The organism is Kutzneria sp. NPDC051319 (genome assembly GCF_040682195.1).
Taxonomy (GTDB): domain Bacteria; phylum Actinomycetota; class Actinomycetes; order Mycobacteriales; family Pseudonocardiaceae; genus Kutzneria.
In genome coordinates this window covers 54635-76600 of the sequence record NZ_JBFBAM010000025.1, presented here as the reverse complement: position 1 = coordinate 76600, position 21966 = coordinate 54635, and the positions used below count along the sequence as shown (strand labels likewise).

Annotated in this window: 4 protein-coding genes; all 4 read left to right on the top strand. The window is 70.6% G+C overall.

Translation table 11 applies throughout. The features are described 5' to 3' along the window. Nucleotides 1–6: 6 nt before the first annotated feature. The 4 genes from AB0M73_RS24510 to AB0M73_RS24495 all read left to right on the top strand — a co-directional run bounded on the left by AB0M73_RS24510 (nucleotide 7) and on the right by AB0M73_RS24495 (nucleotide 21952). Nucleotides 7–1176: a DUF993 family protein gene (locus tag AB0M73_RS24510; RefSeq protein WP_363894418.1), complete on the top strand. Its 1170-nt coding sequence runs from the start codon at nucleotides 7–9 to the stop codon at nucleotides 1174–1176. Beyond that, nucleotides 1173–2570: an FAD-dependent monooxygenase gene (locus AB0M73_RS24505; protein ID WP_363894415.1), complete on the top strand. Its 1398-nt coding sequence runs from the start codon at nucleotides 1173–1175 to the stop codon at nucleotides 2568–2570. Before AB0M73_RS24510 ends, AB0M73_RS24505 begins: the two co-directional genes overlap by 4 nt. Before the next feature lie 101 nt (nucleotides 2571–2671). After that, nucleotides 2672–17227 carry an SDR family NAD(P)-dependent oxidoreductase gene (locus AB0M73_RS24500; protein ID WP_363894412.1) on the top strand — a complete coding sequence of 4852 codons (14556 nt, stop codon included), beginning with the start codon at nucleotides 2672–2674 and terminating at the stop codon, nucleotides 17225–17227. A 21-nt stretch (nucleotides 17228–17248) separates the two neighbouring features. Then, nucleotides 17249–21952, top strand: a complete 4704-nt coding sequence (locus AB0M73_RS24495; RefSeq protein WP_363894409.1) for a type I polyketide synthase — start codon at nucleotides 17249–17251, stop codon at nucleotides 21950–21952. The last annotated feature ends 14 nt before the right edge of the window (nucleotides 21953–21966 follow it).

The window sequence follows — 21966 nt, the reverse complement described above, 5'->3', positions numbered from 1 at the left end:
ACTGCTGTGATCGAACTCCCTGACGCGGAAGGCAACCTGATTGCCTTCGAGCCCAAGAAGACGCCTTCCCCCTTTGCTCCCGGCGGCCCCGCGCTGCGCAGCCGCACGCTGTTCTCGGCCGCCCACGTCGTGGCCGACCCGACCGCGCCCAACGCGCAGTACGGCCCGGCCACGCTGGACTGGGACGCCACCATGGCCTTCCGCCGGCACCTGTGGTCGCACGGCCTGGCCGTGACCGAGGCGCAGGACACCTCGCAGCGCGGCATGGGCCTGGACTGGCCGCTGGCCAGCGAGCTGATCACCCGGTCCGGCGCGGAGGCCAAGGCCGTCGGCGGCCGGCTGTCCGCGGCCATCTGGACCGACCAGCTCGACCCGACCGCCGCGCACTCCGTCGCCGATGTGCTGGCGGCGTACGAGCAGCAGATGGAGGTCGCCGAGCAGGCCGGCGCCGAAATCGTGATCCTGGCCAGCCGGCAGCTCGCCGCGGCCGCGACCGGCCCGGACGACTACGCCCAGGTCTACCGCCACCTGATCAAGCAGGCCAGCAAGCCCGTTGTGCTGCACTGGGTTCGCGAGATGATGGACCCGGGCCTGGCCGGCTACTGGGGTAGTGCCGACCCCGACACGGCGCTGGAGAACTTCCTCGTCGTGGTGGCCGAGAACTCCGACAAGATCGACGGCGTGAAGGTGCTGCCGCAGGCGCTCGACCGCGAGATCGACATGCGCCGTCGGCTGCCCGAGGGCGTCAAGTGCTACACCGGCGACGACATGAGCTACCCCACGCTGATCGCCGGCGACGGCACCCACCACAGCCACGCGCTGCTGGGCATTCTCGACCCGCTGGCGCCGCTGGCCGCCGCGGCCGTGCGCAAGCTGGACGACGGCGACACCGCCGCCTTCACCGAGCTGCTCGGCCCGACCGTGCAGATGTCCTTCCACCTCTTCGAGGGCACCGGCATGGACATCCGCTTCTACAAGACGGGCTTCACCTTCCTGGCCTGGCTCTCCGGCCACCAGGACCACTTCAGGATGATCTGGAGCGAGCAGAACGACCGCTCGCCGGCCCACCTGGCCAAGGCCTACCAGCTGGCCGACGCCTTCGACCTGTTCCCGGACCCGGACCTGGCCGAGCAGCGCATGCGCCAGTACCTGGCCGACGCGGGGGTAACGGCATGAGCAACTCGCACGCCGTTGTTCTCGGCGGCGGCATGGCCGGCATGCTGGCCGCCGCCGCGCTGGTCGGGCACGCCGACGCGATCACCGTCGTCGAGGGCGACACGTTCCCCGAGACCCCGTTGCCCCGCAAGGGACTTCCGCAGGGCTACCACTCGCACATGTTCATGGGCGGCGGCGCGCAGGCCATGGACCAGCTGCTGCCCGGCACCAGCAAGCTGCTGCAGGCGGCCGGCGCGCACCGCCGCGAGCTGCCCGGCGGCTCGCTCACGCTGTCGTCGGTCGGCTGGCACCGCCGTGGCCCGAGCCCGGCCTATTCCATCGTGTGCAGCCGCGAGCTGATGGACCACATCGTCCGCCAGCAGACGCTGCGCAACACCCAGATCAGCGTGCTGGAGGGCACCCAGGTCAAGGGCCTGGTCGGCGACGCGTCCCGGATCACCGGCGTGCGCATCCAGCGCGGCGACGCCCCGTCCGAGACCATCGACGCCGACTTCGTCGTGGACGCAACGGGTCGCCGGTCGCAGTCGCCGAAGTTCCTTGCCGCGCTTGGCCTTCCGGCCGTCGACGAGGAGACCGTCGACTCGGGGCTGTCGTACTCCACGCTGCTGTTCCGGGCGCCGGCGGGCGGCTCGGAGATCCCGGTGATCCTGATCCAGCCGCAGGCCGGCACCGGCCAGCCGGGCGCCGGGGCGACGCTGTTCCCCATCGAGAACGGCCTGTGGATCTGCACCATGACCGGCACCCGCGGCGGTGAGCCGCCGGCCGACGAGGAGGGCTTCTTCAAGTTCGCCGAGTCGCAGCGGCACCCGATCATCGCCGAGATGATCTCCGGCATGAGCCCGCTGGGCGAGGTCAAGCCGTACCGCGGCACGGCCAACCGCCGCCGCTTCTACGACAAGTTGCCGGTGCCGGAAGGCTTTGTCGTCATCGGCGACGCCGCCACCGCGCTGAACCCGGTGTACGCGCACGGCATGTCCGTCGCGGCGCTGGGCGCCGTGGCCCTGCGCGGCGCGCTGGAGGCCAACGGCGGCATCAAGCCGGGCACCTCCCGCAACGCCCAGACCGCCATCGCCCGGGCCGCCGACTTCGCGTGGTCCACGGCGAGCGGCCAGGACCGAGGATTCCCCGGCACCAAGGCGAATCGTGACGTCAAGGTCAGCAAGGGACAGGCCAAGTTCGCCGACCGCATGTCCCGCACGGCCCTGAGCGACCCGGTCGTCGGCAACGCGGTGTACGAGGTCTACACGTTGGCCGCGCCGCCGTCGCGCGGAGCAACGCTGCCGGTGCTGCTGTCCACCCTGCGTGGACCGCGCAAGCCGGACCTCACCGCCGAGCAGGCGATCGCGCAGTTCCCGGAACTGGCGGACCTCCGCCGCACCAGGATTAGCAGTTGACCTAGTGAAACCGCACCCGATGCCGGCGACAATTGGCACCGGGTGCGGTTTCCTCTTGTGGGACAAGGGGCGGTTACCGCTGATGTTCTCCGATCGAACAGATGAGGTGGCGTGAGGTGTCCAACGAGGAGAAGCTTCTCGACTACCTCAAGCGGGCGACGTCCGATCTGCGGGATACCCGCAAGCGCCTGGCCGACGCCGAGCGGCGCGAGCAGGAGCCGATCGCGATCATCAGCATGGGGTGCCGCTACCCCGGCGGTGTGGGGTCGCCCGAGGACCTGTGGCAGTTGGTCCTCGACGGGGTGGACACCGTGCGACCCCTGCCCACGGACCGGTTCTGGGACCTGGACGGGATCTACGACCCGACCCCCGGCGCCGCCGGCAAGATCTACTCCAACGAGGGCTCCTTCCTCGACGACGCGGCCGGGTTCGACGCGGAGCTGTTCCGCATCAGCCCGCGCGAGGCGGCGGAGATGGACCCGCAGCAGCGGCTGCTGCTGGAGACCGCGTGGGAGACGCTGGAGCGGGCCGGCATCGATCCCTTGTCCCTGAAGGGAAGTCGCACCGGCGTGTTCGCCGGCGTGATGTACCACGACTACGGCGCCGGCACGAGCGACGGCAGCCTGGTCTCGGGCCGTGTGGCCTACACACTGGGTCTTGAGGGCCCGGCCATCACTGTGGACACCGCTTGTTCGTCCTCGTTGGTGGCACTGCACACCGCGATCCGAGCGCTGCGGGCCGGCGACTGCCCGCTTGCCCTGGCCGGCGGCGTGACCGTGATGGCCACGCCGGAGACGTTCGTGGAGTTCTCGCGCCAGCGCGGGCTTTCGCCCACCGGTCGCTGCCGCGCGTTCGCGGACGGCTCCGACGGCGTGGGCTGGGGCGAGGGCTCCGGCATGCTGCTGCTGGCGCGGCTGTCCGACGCCCAGCGGCTCGGCTACCCGATTCTGGCTGTCGTGCGGGGAAGCGCGGTCAACCAGGACGGCGCGTCGAACGGCATCAGCGCACCCAACGGGCCGTCGCAGCGGCGGGTCATCCGCCAGGCGCTGGCCTCCGCCGGCCTCGGAACGTCCGATGTGGACGTCGTCGAGGCGCACGGCACCGGCACGACCCTGGGCGATCCCATCGAGGCCCAGGCGTTGCTGGCCACCTATGGCCAGGATCGCTCCGAGCCGCTGTGGCTCGGGTCGATCAAGTCCAACATGGGGCACACGCAGGCGGCCGCCGGCGTCGCCGGGATCATCAAGATGGTTATGGCGATCCGGCACGGTGTGCTGCCGAAGACTCTGCACGTGGACTCGCCGAGTTCGCACGTCGACTGGACTGCGGGCTCGGTTGAGCTGTTGACGGAGTCCCGGGCGTGGCCCGCGGTGGAGCGCCCGCGCCGTGCGGGCGTCTCCTCCTTCGGTATCAGCGGCACCAACGCGCACGTGATCATCGAGCAGGCGCCTTCGGTCGAGGTCGTCGAGCGTTCGGTGGTCGCACGTCCGGTGCCGTGGCTGATCTCCGGCAAGACCCCGGACGCCTTGTCGGAGCAGGTTTCTCGACTGTCTGCTGTGGAGGGTGTCGAGCCGCTGGACGTCGCGTACACCTTGGCCACCGGCCGGGCCGCGATGGAGCAGCGGGCCGTGGTCGTCGGCTCGTCGTTGGACGAGCTGGTGGCGGGGCTTTCCGGCGTGGCCGGGGTGACGGCCGGCGCCGGAAAGACCGCATTCCTGTTCACCGGGCAGGGCGCTCAGCAGTTGGGTATGGGCCGTGAGCTGCACGAGCGGTTCCCGGTGTTCGCGGAGGCGTGGGACGCGGCGGGCGGTTCCGCCGCTGCCTGGGGTTCCGATCAGGAGGTGTTGAACCAGACCGGAAATGCCCAGCCCGCGCTGTTCGCGTTCGAGGTGGCGCTATACCGGTTGCTGGAGTCGTGGGGTGTGCGGCCGGACTTCGTGGCCGGCCATTCCGTGGGTGAGATCGCGGCGGCGCATGTCGCCGGGGTGCTGTCGCTGGAAGATGCCCGCGCGCTGGTGTCCGCGCGGGGGCGGTTGATGCAGGCGTTGCCGGTCGGCGGCGCGATGGTCGCGTTGCAGGCGGCCGAGGACGAGGTCGTGCTGCGGCCAGGCGTGGACATCGCCGCGGTCAACGGCCCGCAGTCGGTGGTGATCTCCGGCCTCGAAGAGGCCGTGCTGGAGGTCAAGGCGGAGTTCGAGGCGTTGGGGCGCAAGACGTCCCGGTTGAAGGTGTCGCATGCGTTCCACTCGGCGCTGATGGAGCCGATGCTGGACGAGTTCCGTGCGGTGGTCGAGGGTTTGACGTTCACCGAGCCGACGCTGGCCGTGGTGGCCACTTCGGCCGGTGGTGGTGCGTGGTCTTCGGCGGAGTACTGGGTGGGGCATGTCCGCGAGGCGGTGCGGTTCGCGGACGCGATGGTGGAGCTTTCGACGCAGGGTGTGACGCGGTTCGTGGAGGTCGGCCCGGATGCGGTGCTGACGGGGATGGCCGCCAATTCGGTCGAGGATGCCGCTTTTGTTGCCACGCAACGACGTGGGCGCGGTCAGGAGCGAGAGCTGGTCGCCGGCGTCGCGCAGGCGTGGGCTCTGGGTGTGTCGGTGGACTGGGAGGCGTTCTTCGCCGGTCGTGACGCGCAGCGCGCCGACCTGCCGACGTATGCCTTCCAGCACCAGCGTTTCTGGATCAACTCGGTGTGGACGCAGGGGTCGGACCTGGGCTCGGCCGGCCTGGCGGCGGCCGAGCACCCGTTGCTGGGCGCGGTGGTCGCCGCGCCCGAGGGCGACGGTGTGGTGCTGACCGGCCGGCTGTCCACGCAGACCCAGGCGTGGTTGGCCGATCACGACGTGCTGGGCACGGTGTTGTTGCCCGGCACGGCCTTTGTGGAGCTGGCGATCCAGGCCGGCGACCACGTCGGCTGTGACGTGGTGGAGGAGCTGACCCTGGAGGCGCCGCTGGTGCTGCCCGAGCGGGGCGGCGTGGCGATCCAGGTGGTGGTGGGCGCGGCCGGTGACGATGGCGCGCGCCCGGTGAGCGTGTACTCGCGCGTCGAAGACTCGGAGCAGCCGTGGATCCGGCATGCGCTGGGTGTGTTGGCCGTGGGTGCGCAGGTCCCGGTTGTGGAGCTGGCCGAATGGCCGCCGGCCGGCGCGAGTCGCGTCGACATCGACGGTGCGTACGACCAGCTCCTCGGCCGCGGTTACGCCTACGGGCCGGTGTTCCAGGGCCTGAAGGCGGTGTGGCGGCGCGGCGAGGAGATGTTCGCCGAGGTGGCGCTGCCGGAAGGCGCCGGGGCGGAGCGGTTCGGGCTGCACCCGGCGCTGCTCGACTCGGCCATGCACGGCGAGCTGTTGGGCGACGGCGAGACGCACTTGCCGTTCGCGTGGAGCGGTGTCACGCTGCACGCCTCCGGGGCGTCGGCGTTGCGGGTTCGGATGGCTCCGGCGGGCAACGACCAGCACTCTCTCACCGTCGCCGACCTGACCGGCCAGCCCGTGCTGACGGTGGCGTCGCTGGCCTCCCGGCCGGTCACGCCCGCGCAGCTGTCCTCCGCGGAACCTCTGTTCCAGCTTGTTTGGCAGCCGGCAACCACGGGATCCCTTGTGGATTCCGATCTGGCCGTCGAGCGCGTCGCTTCGGCTGAGGGCGACGTGCTCGACGGCGTTCGCTCGGTCGCTTCCGTTGTCCTGGAGCGGATCCGGGCGGCGCTGTCCGAGGACACCCGGATCGCCTTCGTCACTCGCGGCGCGGTATCGGTCAGCGGCGAGGACGTCGACCTGACCGTGGCCCCGGTGTGGGGTCTCGTGCGGGCCGCACAGGCGGAGAACCCCGGCCGTTTTGTCTTGGTGGACACCGATTCCGACGACGTGTCCGCGGCCTTGGTGCTCGGTGAGCACGAGGTTGCGGTCCGCGGCGGTGCGGTGTTCGTCCCTCGACTGGCCCGCGTGACCACCGACACCGCCGGCCATGGGGCTGCCGACGGCACGGTCCTGGTCACCGGTGGCACCGGCGGCCTCGGTGCGCTGTTCGCCCGGCACCTGGTGACGGAGCGAGGCTTCCGCAGCCTGGTGCTGACGAGTCGTCGCGGCATCGAGGCCCTTGGCGCAGCCGAACTAGTGTCCGAACTGGAGGGTCACGGTGCCACCGTGACCGTCGCCGCCTGCGATGTGTCCGATCGGGACGCCCTGGCTTTCCTGCTGGAGGGCATCACCGACCTGAAGGGCGTGGTGCACGCGGCCGGCATCGCGGAGAACGGTCTCGTCGAGGCCGTCACCGCCGAGGAGCTGGACGCGGTGCTGCGGCCGAAGGCCGATGCGGCCTGGCACCTGCACGAGCTGACCCGTGGCCTCGACCTGTTCGTGCTGATCTCCTCGGCCGGCGGGCTTCTGCTCGCGGCCGGGCAGGCCAGCTACGCCGCGGCCAACGTGTTCTTGGATGCTTTGGCCCAGCACCGCCGTTCACGCGGCCTGCCGGCCACGTCGCTCGCTTATGGACTGTGGGCCGTCGACGCCGGTCTCGGCGCGGAGCTCGGCGACGTCGACCTGGAGCGCATGCGCAAGTCCGGCCTGCCCGGGCTGTCCGCTGCCGAGGGCCTTCGGCTCTTCGATGCCGCACTTGACTCCGGCGAGACCAACCTCGTGCCGGTGAAGCTGGATCTCGGCACGCTCCGTACCCGCGAGGTGCCGCATGTGCTGCGTGGCCTGGTTCGCGTGCCGCAGCGGCAGGCGGCTCGTGCCGGCTCGATCACCGGAAACTCCTTGGCGGATCGGCTTTCCGGCCTCGGCGATGAGGAACGCGACGCCCTGCTGCTGGACCTGGTGCGTCGTCACGTCGCCGCCGTGCTCGGGCATGCCTCCACAGACGCGATCGAGCCCGACCGGGCTTTCCAGGAGCTGGGCTTCGATTCCCTCGCCTCCGTGGAACTTCGTAACTTGCTCGGCGCCGAGACCGGGCTGCGGCTGCCGGCGACGCTCGTGTTCGACTACCCGACTTCCCGCGCGGTCGCCGGGTACCTGCGCGAGAAGGTCGGCGGCACCGGCACTTCCGTCGCCGCGGTCCGTACGGTGGCGGCGCTCGACGACGACCCGATCGTCATTGTCGGCATGGCCTGCCACTACCCAGGCGGCGTGAACTCGCCCGAGGACCTGTGGCGGCTGGTCGCCGACGGCTCCGACACCGTCGGCCCGTTCCCGACCAACCGGGGCTGGGACCTGGCCAACCTGTACGACCCGGAACCGGGCAAGCCCAACAAGTCCTACACGCGCGACGGCGGTTTCCTCTACGACGCCGCCGAGTTCGACGCCGACTTCTTCGGCATCAGCCCGCGTGAGGCCGTGCTGATGGATCCGCAGCAGCGCCTGCTGCTGGAGACCGCGTGGGAGACCTTCGAGCGGGCCGGCATCGATCCCCGGGCGTTGAAGGGCTCGTCCACCGGTGTGTTCGCCGGCATGATGTACCACGACTACACCCTGAACAGCGCTTCTGGCTCCATCGCCTCCGGTCGCGTCTCCTACAGCTTCGGCTTCGAGGGGCCGTCCGTCACCATCGACACGGCCTGCTCGTCCTCGCTGGTCGCGTTGCACCTGGCCATCCAGGCTTTGAGGTCCGGCGAATGTTCTCTGGCCTTGGCCGGCGGCGTCGCCGTCATGGCCACCCCCGAGGCGCTGGTCGACTTCTCCGAGCAGCGCGGCCTTTCCGTGGACGGCCGCTGCAAGTCCTTTGCCGGCGCGGCGGATGGCACCGGCTGGTCCGAGGGCGTCGGCCTGATCCTGGTCGAGCGCAAGTCCGACGCCGAGCGCCTCGGGCACCCCATCATCGCCGTTGTTCGCGGCACCGCCATCAACCAGGACGGCGCCTCCAACGGCCTCACCGCTCCCAATGGTCCCGCCCAGCAACGGGTCATCCGTCAGGCCCTGGCCAACGCCGGCCTCGACACGTCCGATGTGGACTCCGTCGAGGCCCACGGCACCGGCACCAAGCTCGGCGACCCCATCGAGGCCCAGGCCCTGCTCGCCACCTACGGCCAGGACCGCTCCGAGCCCCTCTGGCTCGGTTCGATCAAGTCCAACCTCGGCCACACCCAGGCCGCCGCCGGTGTCGCCGGCATCATCAAGATGGTCATGGCCATGCGCCACGGCGTGCTGCCACAGACCCTGCACGTCGACGAGCCCACCCCCCACGTCGACTGGTCCGCCGGCAACGTCCAGCTCCTCACCGAGCCCCGCCCTTGGCCGTCGGTGGACCGCCCGCGCCGGGCCGCCATCTCTTCCTTCGGCCTCAGCGGCACCAACGCCCACGTCATCATCGAGCAGGCGGTATCGGACGAGCCGGCCCCGGCCGTCTCTTCGCGCATCCTGCCCTTCCTGGTGTCCGGCAAGACCCCCGCCGCCCTGACCGCCCAGATCACCCAGGTCTCGGCGGTGTCCGGCCCCGCCCAGGACGTCGCCTTCACCCTGGCCACCAGCCGCGTCGCCTTCGACCACAGGGCCTTCGCCCTGGACGCCGACACCTTCACGAGCGCTGCGGTCATCCCAGGCAAGACGGCCTTCCTGTTCACGGGTCAGGGTTCGCAGCGGATCGGCATGGGCCGTGAGCTGTATGAGCGCTTCCCGGTGTTCGCGGCGGCGTGGGATGAGGTGGCCGGGAAGCTGGACGGGCAGCTTCAGGCCGTGATCTGGGCCGCTGACCAGGACCTTCTCAATCAGACCGGGTTCGCCCAGCCCGCCCTCTTTGCCTTCGAAGTTGCACTGTACCGTTTAGTTCAGTCCTGGGGTCTCAAGCCCGACTTCGTGGCCGGTCACTCGGTCGGCGAGATCGCCGCCGCGCACATCGCCGGTGTCCTCTCCCTCGATGACGCGGCCAAGCTGGTCAGTGCCCGTGGTCGCCTGATGCAGGCCCTGCCGACCGGCGGCGCGATGGTGGCTCTGCAGGCGACCGAGGACGAGATCACGCTTCGCGACGGCATGGGTATCGCGGCGATCAACGGCCCGCAGTCGGTGGTGATCTCGGGTGTTGAAGAGGCCGTGCTGGCCATTCAGGCGGAGTGCGAGGCGCGCGGCCGGAAGACCACCCGGCTCAAGGTGTCGCATGCGTTCCACTCGCCGTTGATGGTGCCGATGCTCGACGAGTTCCGGGCCGTTGTCGTTGGCCTGGAGTTCGCCGAGCCGAAGGTCCCGGTGGTGACCACGTCGGCCGGCGGGGGCGACTGGACGCAGCCGGAGTACTGGGTCAACCACGTGCGTGAGGCCGTGCGGTTCGCGGACGCCATCACGACGCTGCACGAGCAGGGCGTGACCAAGTTTGTGGAGGTCGGCCCGGATGGCGTGCTGGCCGGTATGGGTGCCACCTGCCTCGATGACGGAGCATTCATTGCCACTCAGCGGCGGGAGCGGCCGCAGGAACGTGAACTGGTCAGTGCAGTGGCGCAGGCCTGGGCCAACGGGGTCACGGTTGACTGGACGAAGTTCTTCGACGGCACCGGCGCCCGCCGCACGGACCTCCCGACCTACGCCTTCCAACGCCAGACGTTCTGGCTGACCTCGAACCGGGACAGCGGGGACGTCACCTCGGTGGGGCAGACCGCGGTGGAACACCCGCTGCTCGGCGCGGCGGTGGCCTCGGCGGAGACGGACGGAGTGGTGCTGACCGGCCGCCTGTCGGTGGAAACCCAGCCCTGGCTGGGCGATCACGACGTTCTCGGCGCGCTTCTGCTGCCGGGCACGGCCTTCGTCGAACTGGCGCTGCAGGCCGGCCACCACGTCAGCTGCGACGTGGTGCAGGAGCTGACGCTCGAAGCCCCGCTGATCCTGCCGGAGCGCGGCGGCGTGGCGGTGCAGGTGGTGGTCGACGGGGCCCGCAACGTCAGCATCTACTCCCGCGTCGACGACCTGACCTGGACGCGGCACGCCACCGGCGTGGTCGGCACCGGCGGCGACACCACCGAGGACCTGGCCGAATGGCCGCCACCGGGCGAGGAAGTCGACCTCGACGGCGCGTACGAGAACCTGGCCGACCAGGGATACGTGTACGGGCCGATGTTCCAGGGCCTCAAGGCGGCCTGGCGCGACGGCGACGACACGTACGCCGAGGTCGCGCTGCCCGAGGGCGCCGAGGCCGAGCGCTACGGCCTGCACCCGGCGTTGCTCGACTCCGCCCTGCACGCCCAGCTCGTCACCGGCGAGGAAGGCGGCGAGACGCAGTTGCCGTTCGCGTGGAACGGCGTCACCCTGCACCGCACCGGCGCCGCCGAGCTGCGCGTCCGGATCCGCAAGACCGGCGACGACTCGGCGTCGGTGCTGGTCACGGACCTGCTCGGGGACCCGATCCTGTTCGTGGAATCCCTGGTCTCGCGGGCGGTTTCGGTCGAGCAACTCAGCGTCGACCGCCAGCACGACTCGCTGTTCCACGTCGTGTGGACGCCGATGCCCGTCGCCGGCAACGAAGAAGCGCTCCACGAAGACGTGCCGGCCGGCAAGAACGCCCTCGCCCACGTCCTCGGACGCGTGCAGGAGTGGCTGGCCGATGAGTCCAATGCGGACAACCGGCTGGTCTTCGTCACCCGCAATGCCGTCGACACCAACGACATCGACCTCGACGTGGCCCCGGTCTGGGGCCTCGTACGGTCGGCGATCGCCGAGAATCCGGGCCGCTTCGGCCTGATCGACACCGACGGCGACGACGTGGCCGCCGCCATCGCCCTTGGCGAGCCGGAAGTCTCGGTGCGGGGCGGGGAACTACGGGTGCCGCGCCTGGCCCGGGTCGCCGAAGTCAACGGCAGCACCGACTTCGGCGACACCGTGCTGATCACCGGCGGCCTCAGCGGCCTCGGCGCGCTGTTCGCCAAGCACCTTGCGTCCCAAGGCGTCTCGAACCTCGTGCTGACCAGCCGCCGCGGCGCGGACGCCCCCGGCGCCACCGAGTTGGTCCAGGAACTGGAAACCCTCGGCGCTCGGGTCACCGTCGCCGCGTGCGATGTGGCCGACCGCGACGCGGTTGCCCGGCTGCTCAAGGGAATTCAGCAGCTCACCGGCGTCGTGCACGCGGCTGGAGTCCTGGACGACGGCGTGGTGTCCGCGCTGGACGCCAAGCGGATCGAGCGCGTGTGGGCCCCGAAGGCAGAAGCCGCGCGGCACCTGCACGAACTCACCAGCGACCTCAAGGCCTTTGTGCTGTTCTCGTCGGTCGCGGGCACCTTCGGCGGCACCGCCCAGGCGAACTATGCCGCTGCCAACGTGTTCCTGGACGCGCTGGCCCTGCATCGGCGGGCCAACGGGCAGCCGGCGGTGTCGCTGGCTTGGGGGCCGTGGGCGCAGGTGGGCGGCATGGCCGACCTGCTGACGGCCGCCGACCTTCAGCGCCTGGAGCGGGCCGGCATGCCGGTGTTGCTGCCGGAGGAGGGCCTTGCCCTGTTCGACAGCGCGCTCAAGGCCGATCTCGCCACGGTGGTGCCGTTCCGGCTCGACCTGAGCACGCTGCGCGCGCAGGCCGCGGTGCAGCCGCCGATCCTGCACGGCCTCGTCCGCGTCCCGTCGAAGCGGACCGCCGGCGGCGGCTCGTCGCTGGAGCGCCGACTGGCCGGCCTCGACGCCGGCGAGCGCGAGCGGCTGCTGGTTGCCTTGGTGCGTAAGCATGTCGCCGAAGTTCTCGGCCACGCGACCGTTGACGCGATCGACCCGGATCGGGCGTTCAACGAGCTGGGCTTCGACTCGCTGTCCGCGGTCGAGCTCCGCAACCAGCTCGGCGGCGAGACCGGCCTGCGCCTGCCGGCCACGCTGGTGTTCGACTACCCGACGACCCGCGCGGTCGCTGGCTACCTGGTGGCCAGCTTCGCCGGCGCGGCCACGACCGTGAAGACCCGGGCCAAGTCCACTTCGGACGAACCGATCGCCATCGTCGGCATGGCCTGCCGCTACCCCGGCGGCGTCACGTCGCCGGACGACCTGTGGCAGCTGGTGTTCAACGGCGTCGACGCGGTCACCGACTTCCCGGCCGACCGTGGCTGGGACACCGAGCGGATCTACGACCCGAGCGGCGAGCGCCCCGGCAGCACCTACACCAAGCGCGGCGCCTTCCTGCACGACGCCGCCCTGTTCGACCCCGGCTTCTTCGGCATCAGCCCGAACGAGGCGCTGGAGATGGACCCGCAGCAGCGGCTGCTGCTGGAGACCGCGTGGGAGACGTTCGAGAGCGCCGGCATCGACCCGGGACCGTTGCGCGGCAGCGACACCGGCGTTTTCGCCGGCATGATGTACCACGACTACAAGGTCAACAACAACACGGGATCCATTGCCTCGGGCCGGGTTTCCTACACCTTCGGCTTCGAGGGGCCAGCCGTCACCATCGACACGGCGTGCTCGTCCTCGCTGGTCGCGCTGCACTGGGCGATCCAGGCGCTGCGGTCGGGGGAGTGCTCGCTGGCGTTGGCCGGCGGTGTCGCGGTGATGGCGACGCCGGAGACGTTCGTCGAGTTCAGCAAGCAGCGCGGGCTGTCCCCGGACGGCCGCTGCAAGTCCTTCGCCGGGGCCACCGACGGCACCGGTTGGGGTGAGGGCGTCGGCCTGATCCTGGTCGAGCGGCTGTCCGATGCTCAGCGCAACGGGCACAACGTTTTGGCCGTGGTCAAGGGTTCGGCCATCAATCAGGACGGTGCCTCCAACGGCCTGACCGCACCCAACGGCCCCGCGCAGCAGCGCGTGATCCAGCAGGCCCTGGCCAACGCCGGCCTGTCGGCGGCCGACGTTGACGCCGTCGAGGCGCACGGCACCGGCACCACCCTGGGCGATCCCATTGAGGCGCAAGCACTTCTGGCCACCTATGGTCAGGACCGCACCGAGCCGCTGTGGCTGGGGTCGATCAAGTCCAACATGGGCCACACCCAGTCGGCGGCGGGCGTCGCCGGCATCATCAAGATGATCATGGCTATGCGGCGTGGGGTGCTGCCACGGACGCTGCACGTCGACGTGCCGACCCCGCACGTGGACTGGTCCGCCGGCAACATCGAGCTGCTGACCGAGGCTCGCCCGTGGCCGTCGGTCGACCGCCCTCGCCGGGCTGGCATCTCGTCGTTCGGCATCAGCGGCACCAACGCCCACGTCATCATCGAGCAGGCCGAGCCGGAGATCGCCGAGCGGACCGTCGAGTCGCGCCCGGTCCCGGTGCTCGTCTCCGCCAAGACCGCCGACGGCCTGATCTCCCAACTCGCGCGTCTGTCTGATGTGGATGGTGAGCCCCTGGACGTCGCTTACTCGCTGGCTACGCTCCGGGCCCCGCTGGAGCACCGCGCCGCTTTCGTCGCGGAGGACCGCGAGGGCTTGGCCCGCGGCCTGGCTTCGGCCAACCGTGTGGTTGCCGGCAAGGGCCTGACGGCGTTCCTGTTCACCGGTCAGGGTTCGCAGCGGATCGGCATGGGCCGGGAGCTGTACGAGCGGTTCCCGGTGTTCGCGGAGGCTTGGGATGCGGCGACAGATCCCCAGGTTGCCACCGTCATCTGGGGCGAGGACCAGGAGGCCCTCAATCAGACCGGCCACGCTCAGCCCGCGCTGTTCGCCTTCGAAGTTGCACTGTACCGTTTAGTTCAGTCTTGGGGCCTCAAGCCCGACTTCGTGGCCGGTCACTCCGTGGGTGAGATCGCCGCCGCCCACGTGGCCGGTGTGCTGTCGTTGGAGGACGCCCGGAAGCTGGTCAGTGCCCGTGGTCGTCTGATGCAGGCCCTGCCGACCGGCGGCGCGATGGTGGCGATCCAGGCCACTGAGGACGAGATCACCCTGCGCGAGGGCATGGGTATCGCGGCGATCAACGGCCCGCAGTCCGTCGTGATCTCCGGCGACGAAGAGGCCGTGCTGGCCATCCAAGCCGAGTTCGAGGCCAGGGGCCGCAAGACCACACGCCTGAAGGTGTCGCATGCGTTCCACTCGCCGCTGATGGAGCCGATGCTCGACGAGTTCCGGACGGTCGTCGATGGCCTGACCTTCGCCGAGCCGAAGATCCCGCCGGTGATCACCTCGGCTGGCGGCGGCACGTGGACGGAGCCGGAGTACTGGGTCAACCACGTGCGTGCGGCGGTTCGGTTCACGGATGCCGTCGCGGAGCTCACCAGCCAGGGCGTCACGAAGTTCGTGGAGATCGGACCGGACGGCGTGCTGGCCGGCATGGGCGCCAACTGCGCCGAGGATGCTGTGTTCCTCGCGACCCAGCGGCGGGAGAAGCCACAAGAGCGGGAGTTGGTGGCGAGCCTGGCCCAGGCCTGGGCCAACGGGGTCACGGTCGACTGGACGAAGTTCTTCGCCGGCCGCGAGGCCCGCCGCGTCGAGCTGCCGACCTATGCCTTCCAGCACCAGCATTTCTGGGTCAACTCGGTCATTGCCGACGGCGCGGACGTCAACTCGGCCGGCCTGGACGCCATCGACCACCCGCTGCTCGGCGCGGCCGTCCCGGCCGCCGAAGGCGACGGCGTGGTGCTGACCGGCCGCATCTCGACGGAAACCCAGCCCTGGCTGGCCGACCACGACGTGCTCGGCAGCATCCTGTTCCCCGGCGCCGGCTTCGTCGAACTGGCGCTCCAGGCAGCAGCCCGGGTCGACGCCGACCTGATCGAGGAGCTCACCCTCGAAGCCCCGCTGGTGCTGCCCGAGACCGGCGACGTGACGATCCAGGTCGTCGCCACGAGCAACAAAGTCAGCATCTACTCCCGCGGCGAAGACGGGTGGATTCGCCACGCCACGGGTGTCCTGGCCAACGGCGCCCCGGCTGGCGAGACCTTCGACCGGCCCAGCGGCGGCACACCGATCGACATCGACCTGCTGCCCCTCGGCTTCGGCTACGGCCCGGCCTTCCAGGGCATCCAAGCGGTCAAGGTCGGCGACGAGATCTACGCCGAAGTCACGCTGCCCGAGGCTGACGAGCGCTTCGCGCTGCACCCGGCGCTGCTCGAAACGGCACTCCAGCCGACGATCACCGACGCCGTGATCCCGTCCACCTATCGCGGAATCGCCCTGCACCGCACGGGAACCGGCACGATTCGGGCCCGCATCGCCGCCGGGGCCATCACCCTGGCCGACGACAACGGCCCGGTGGCGACCATCGCCGCGGTCGAAACCCGGCCGATCACCGCCGACCAGCTCGCCGCGACCGGTGACGATCTGTACCGCGTCGACTGGGTAGCCGCGCCGAACGGCCGCCCCACCGACGAGACGTGGTCGGACGAGCTGCCGCTGGCCGGCTGGGCGGAGTGGCTGCCGACCCTCGACGCCCCGGACGTCGTGCACGTCCAGTGCCCGCCCGACGGCTCGCCGGCCGAGGCCAAGGCCGCGGCCCGGCAACTCCTCGGCCTGATCCGGGAATTCGACGGAAAACTGGTCCTCACCGGCCAGAACGGAGCGCTGTGGGGCCTGGTCCGCTCGGCCCAGGAGGAGAACCCCGGCCGGTTCGTGCTGCTCGACACCGACGGCAGCGTTGACGCCAAGAAGGCCGTCGACACCGGCGAACCCGAGCTGCGCGTCCGCGACGGCAAGATCCTCATCCCGAGGCTGACCGCCGCCCAGCCGGGCGCCGAACGCCCGATCGGCAAGACCGTGCTGATCACCGGCGGCAAGCACGGCATCGGCAAGGCCATCGCCGACCACCTCGCCGCCAAGGGCGTGAAGGTCCTGCACAAGGCGGGCAAGCAGAAGATCGACACCGTCATCCACGCCGAGTCGCTGAACGACAACGCGTTGCTGGCCGACATGACCGACGACCAGCTCGACCGCGTCCTCGACCAGACGATCGACGGCGCCTGGAACCACCGCGACGCCAACCTGATCCTCGTCTCCTCGGCGACGAGCCTGCTGCTGGGCACCGGCCAGGCCAACTTCGCCGCCGCCACCGGCTACCTCAACTCGTTGGCCGCGCACCACAACGGCGTGGCCATCGCCTTCGGCGCGCTGGACAACGGCGACGAGGCCTACGCGGAACGCATGCGCCGCACGGGAACCCCGGTGCTCACCGCCGACGAGATCGGCCCCCTGTTCGACCGGGCCCTGACCGTCGACGACACGCTGGTCGTGCCGCTGAAGCTGGACAAGGCGGCGCTGCGGGCCCGACCCGAGGGTCTGCCGACGCTGCTGCGCGGCCTGGTTCGGGTCCCGGCCCGGCAGTCGCAGCACAGTGACACTTCGTTGCGTGAACGGCTGGCCGAGCTGCCCGAGGCCGACCGCGAGCGGCTGCTGCTCGACCTGGTCGGCAAGCACGTGGCGGCGGTGCTCGGCCACGGCTCGTCCACCTCGATCGAGCCGGACCGGGCGTTCAAGGAGCTGGGCTTCGACTCGCTGACCGCCGTCGAGCTGCGCAAGCAACTCGGCCTTGCCACCGGCCTCCAGCTGCCGGCCACGCTCGTCTTCGACTACCCGACCTCCCAGGACGTCGCCGACCACCTGCGGGAGCTGCTGCAGCCCGGCGAGTTCGACCCGGCCCAGCAGCTGATCGCCGAGATCGGCCGGTTGGAGGCCACGCTGTCGGCCACCGAGGTGAACGGGTCCCGGCCCAAGGTCACCGCCCGGCTGGAGGCCCTGCTGCGCAAGTGGCGCGACAACGAGGAAATCGCCAATGCCTCGGAGGGGAGTCTGGACGAGGCCACCGACGACGAGCTGTTCGCGGCCCTGGACAACGAACTCGGCATTTCCTGACCACGGAGATTGGCTGACTTGATGAGCACCGACGACAAGCTCCGCGACTACCTCAAGCGGGCCACCTCGGAACTGCAGCAGGTGCGCCGCCAGCTCCGCGAGGCCGAGGCCAGGCAGCACGAGCCGATCGCCATCGTGGCCATGAGCTGCCGTTATCCCGGGGACGTCACCACGCCGGAGGGCCTATGGGAGCTGGTCGCCTCCGGCGGCGACGGCATCAGCATGCTGCCCACCAACCGTGGTTGGGACGTCGAGGGCCTGTACGACCCGGAGCCGGGCACGCCGGGCAAGACGTATTCGCGCGAGGGCGGCTTCCTGCACGACGCCGGCCAGTTCGACGCCGACTTCTTCCGGATCAGCCCGCGCGAGGCCAAGGAGACCGACCCCCAGCAGCGGCTGCTGCTGGAGCTGGTGTGGGAGGCACTTGAACGTGCCGGTATAGATCCGACCACGCTGAAAGGCAGCCGCACCGGCGTGTTCGCCGGCGTCGCCTACCACGACTACTGGCCCGGCGGCGGCGTCGGCAGCCTGGCCAGCGTCGTCTCCGGCCGTGTCGCCTACACGCTGGGCCTGGAGGGGCCGGCGGTCACTGTCGACACCGCGTGCTCGTCGTCGCTGGTCGCGCTGCACTGGGCGATGCAGGCCCTGCGCAACGGGGAATGCGAGCTGGCGCTGGCCGGCGGCGTGACCGTCATGTCCACACCGGACTCCTTCGTCGGCTTCAGCGAGCAGCGCGGCCTGGCCGCCGACGGCCGCTGCAAGTCCTTCGCCGCCGCGGCCGACGGCACCGGCTGGGGCGAAGGCATCGGCATGTTGTTGGTGGAGAGGCTTTCCGACGCCCAGCGCAACGGTCACCCGATCCTCGCGGTCGTCCGGGGGAGCGCGGTCAACCAGGACGGCGCCTCCAACGGCCTGTCCGCGCCCAACGGCCCGTCGCAGCGGCGGGTGATCGAGGCGGCGCTGGCCGCCGCGCAGCTTTCCGCCGCCCAGGTCGACGTCGTCGAGGCGCACGGCACCGGCACCACGCTGGGCGACCCGATCGAGGCGCAGGCTTTGCTGGCCACGTACGGGAAAGACCGCGAGCGGCCGCTCTGGCTCGGCTCGATCAAGTCCAACATCGGCCACGCCCAGGCGGCGGCCGGCGTGTCCGGCATCATCAAGATGGTCATGGCGATGCGGCACGGCGTCATGCCGAAGCTGCTGCACCTGGACGAGCCGACGCCGCAGGTGGACTGGACCGCCGGCAACATCGAGCTGCTGGCCGAGACCAAGCCCTGGCCGGAGACCGGCGAGCCGCGCCGGGCCGGCATCTCGTCGTTCGGCCTCAGTGGCACCAACGCGCACGTGATCATCGAAGAGGCGCCGGTGGCCGAGGTGCCGGCGCGGACCGTCGAACGTCGGGTGGTGCCGTGGCTGATCTCCGGCCGCACCGCGCAGGCGTTGGCGGACCAAGCTTCGCGTCTGTCCGATGTGGAGGTTGCCGAGCCGGTCGACGCGGCGTTTTCGCTGGCCACCGGGCGTACCGCGTTCGACCAGCGGGCCGCGGTCATCGGCGTCGAGCAGGACGACTTCATCCGCGGTCTCAAGTCCATCGCCGACGGCACACCGGGCGCGGGAGTGGTGACCGGCGCCGCCCTGGCCGGCAAGACTGCCTTTCTGTTCACCGGGCAGGGGTCGCAGCGGATCGGCATGGGCCGCGAGCTGCATGCGGCTTTTCCGGTCTTTGCGGCGGCTTGGGACCAAGCGGTCGACGCCGACCTGTCCGCACAGGTCTGGGGTGCTGACCAGGACGTTCTGAACCGCACCGGCGCCGCGCAGCCGGCGCTGTTCGCGTTCGAAGTTGCACTGTACCGTTTAGTTCAGTCCTGGGGTGTGCAGCCCGACTTCGTGGCCGGCCACTCGGTCGGCGAGATCGCGGCGGCCCACGTGGCCGGCGTGCTGTCCCTGGAGGACGCCCGGAAGCTGGTCAACGCCCGCGGCAAGCTGATGCAGGCCCTGCCGGCCGGCGGCGCGATGGTGGCGATCCAGGCGTCCGAGGACGAGATCGAGCTGCCGGACGGCGTGAGCATCGCGGCGGTCAACGGCCCGCAGTCGGTGGTGATCTCCGGTGACGAGGCCGCGTGTCTCGCGATCAAGGCGGACTTCGAGGCGCGGGGCCGCAAGACCACCCGGCTCAAGGTCTCGCACGCGTTCCACTCGGCCCTGATGGAGCCGATGCTGGACGAGTTCCGCAAGGTCGTCGAGGGTCTGACCTTCACCGAACCGTCCCTGGGTGTGGTGACCACCTCGGCCGGCGGCGGGCAGTGGACCGAGCCGGAGTACTGGGTCGACCACGTGCGGGCGGCCGTCCGGTTCGCCGACGCGGTGACCGGGCTCAGGGCCCAGGGCGTGACCAAGTTCGTGGAGATCGGCCCCGACGGCGTGCTGACCGGCATGGGCTCGAACTGCCTGGAGGACGCGGCCTTCACGGCCCTCCAGCGGCGCGACAAGCCCGAGGAGCGCGAGCTGGTTTCCGGCCTGGCGCAAGCGTTTGCCCACGGCGTGACCGTGGACTGGGCCAAGTTCTTCGAGGGTCGCGAAGCGCGGCGGATCGACCTGCCGACCTACGCCTTCCAGCACCAGTTCTACTGGCGTGACAAGGAAGCCCTGGTCGCCTCGGCCGACCCGATCGACGCCGCCTTCTGGGACGCTGTCGAGCGCGAGGACCTCGCTGACCTGGCCGATCGGCTGGAGCTCCAGCCGGGCGTGCTCGGCGAGGTGCTGCCGGCGATGTCCGCGTGGCGCAGGCAGTATCGCGACCAGGCCATGGTGGATTCCTGGCGCTACAAGGTGAGCTGGCTGCCGGTCGAGGACATGCAGGCCGAATCCCTGCTCGGCACCTGGCTCGTCGTGGTGCCCCAGGGTTTCAAGGACCACGAGCTGACCAGGGCCGTTGCCGCCGCGACCGACGTCGAGATCCTCGAGTTCGCCGACGCCGACCGCGCCGGCCTCGTCACCCAGCTCGGCAGCCACGCCCCGGCCGGCGTGCTCTCGCTGCTGGCGCTGGACGACACACCGCACCCGCTCTACCCGGCGATGTCCACCGGCGGCGCCGCGACCGTCGCCCTCGCCCAGGCCCTGGCCGACGCCGGTGTCACCGGAAAGCTGTGGTGCGTCACGGCCGGCGGTGTCGCCGTGGCCGACAGCGCCGAGCTGACCAGCGCCACTCAGGGTTCGCTGTGGGGCCTCGGCGGCGTCCTCGCGCTGGAGCACGCCGACACCTTCGGCGGCATGATCGACATCGAGAGTGTCGACGAGACGACCGTGCGGCGCCTGCTCGGCGCCCTGTCCGGCATCGACGACGAGGACCAAATCGCTTTACGCGCCAACGGTCGCTTCGCCCGCCGCATGGTTCGTGCCGGCCTGAACGGATCCGCGCCCAAGCGGTCGTGGAAGCCGCGTGGCGCAACGCTGATCACCGGCGGCACCGGCGGCCTCGGTGCCCATGTCGCCCGCTGGCTCGCCGGCAACGGCGCCGAACACCTGGTCCTGACCAGCCGTCGGGGCAGCGCCGCCGAGGGCGTCAGCGAGCTGGAAGCCGAGCTGAAGGAGCTCGGTGCCGAGGTCAGCGTCGTCGCCTGCGATGTCGCCGACCGCGAGGCCGTGCGCGAACTCCTCGACGGCATCCCGAATCTGACCACGGTCGTGCACGCGGCCGGTGTGTCGCAACGAATCGCGTCGGTTGAGGAGATCACGCTGGACGAGTTCGCGGAGGTCGGGCGGGCCAAGGTCCTCGGCGCCGCGCACCTCGACGAGCTGCTCGGGGATCGCGAGCTCGACGCCTTCGTGCTCTTCTCCTCCGGCTCCGCGATCTGGGGCAGCAGCGGCCAGTCCGGCTACGGCACGGCCAACGCCCACCTCGACGCCCTGGCCCACCAGCGCATTGCCCGGGGCCGCACGGCCACCTCGATCGCCTGGAGCTCTTGGGAAAGCGGCATGGTCGACGAGGAGATGGTCGCCTTCATGCGGCGCATGGGCGCCCCGGCGATGCCGCCGAAGCAGGCCATCAACGCCATGCAGCAGGCTCTCGACAACGCCGACGCGCACATCGTCATCGCCGACTTCGACTGGGCCAAGTTCGTGCCCACCTTCACCATGTCCCGCCCGCGGCCGTTGCTCGACGCGCTGCCGGACGTCCGCGAGGTCCTCGACGCTGGAGAGGAGGCCGCCGGCGAGTCGGCGTTCGCCGCCAAGCTGGCCGGCCTGTCCGACGCCGAGCGCGGCCGTGCGGTGCTGGACCTGGTGCGCAGCCACGTCGCCGCCGTGCTCGGGTACGACGATCCGTCCACACTGGACCCGAGCCGGCCGTTCGAGGGGCTGGGCTTCGACTCGGTCAGCGCGGTCGACCTGCGCAATCGACTCGGCACGGCAACGGGCCTGAAGCTGCCGTCCACTTTGGTCTTCGAGTACACGTCCACCTCCGCGGTGGCCAGCCATCTCAAGTCGCTGCTGGGCGAGAGCGCCGGCGGCGTGCTGCCGGTGCTGGCCGACCTGGACCGGCTGGAGGAGACCGTGCTGGCGCTGTCGGCCGAGGACCTCGAACGCAACCGCATCACTTCCCGGCTGCAGACGCTCATCGGCCGGATCGGCGAGATGTTGGGCGACGGCAAGGAGAACGTCGCGTTGGACGACGCCAGCGCCGACGACGTTTTCGACTTCATCGACAAGGAACTCGGTCTTGCCTGACCGTGCGGTGACCC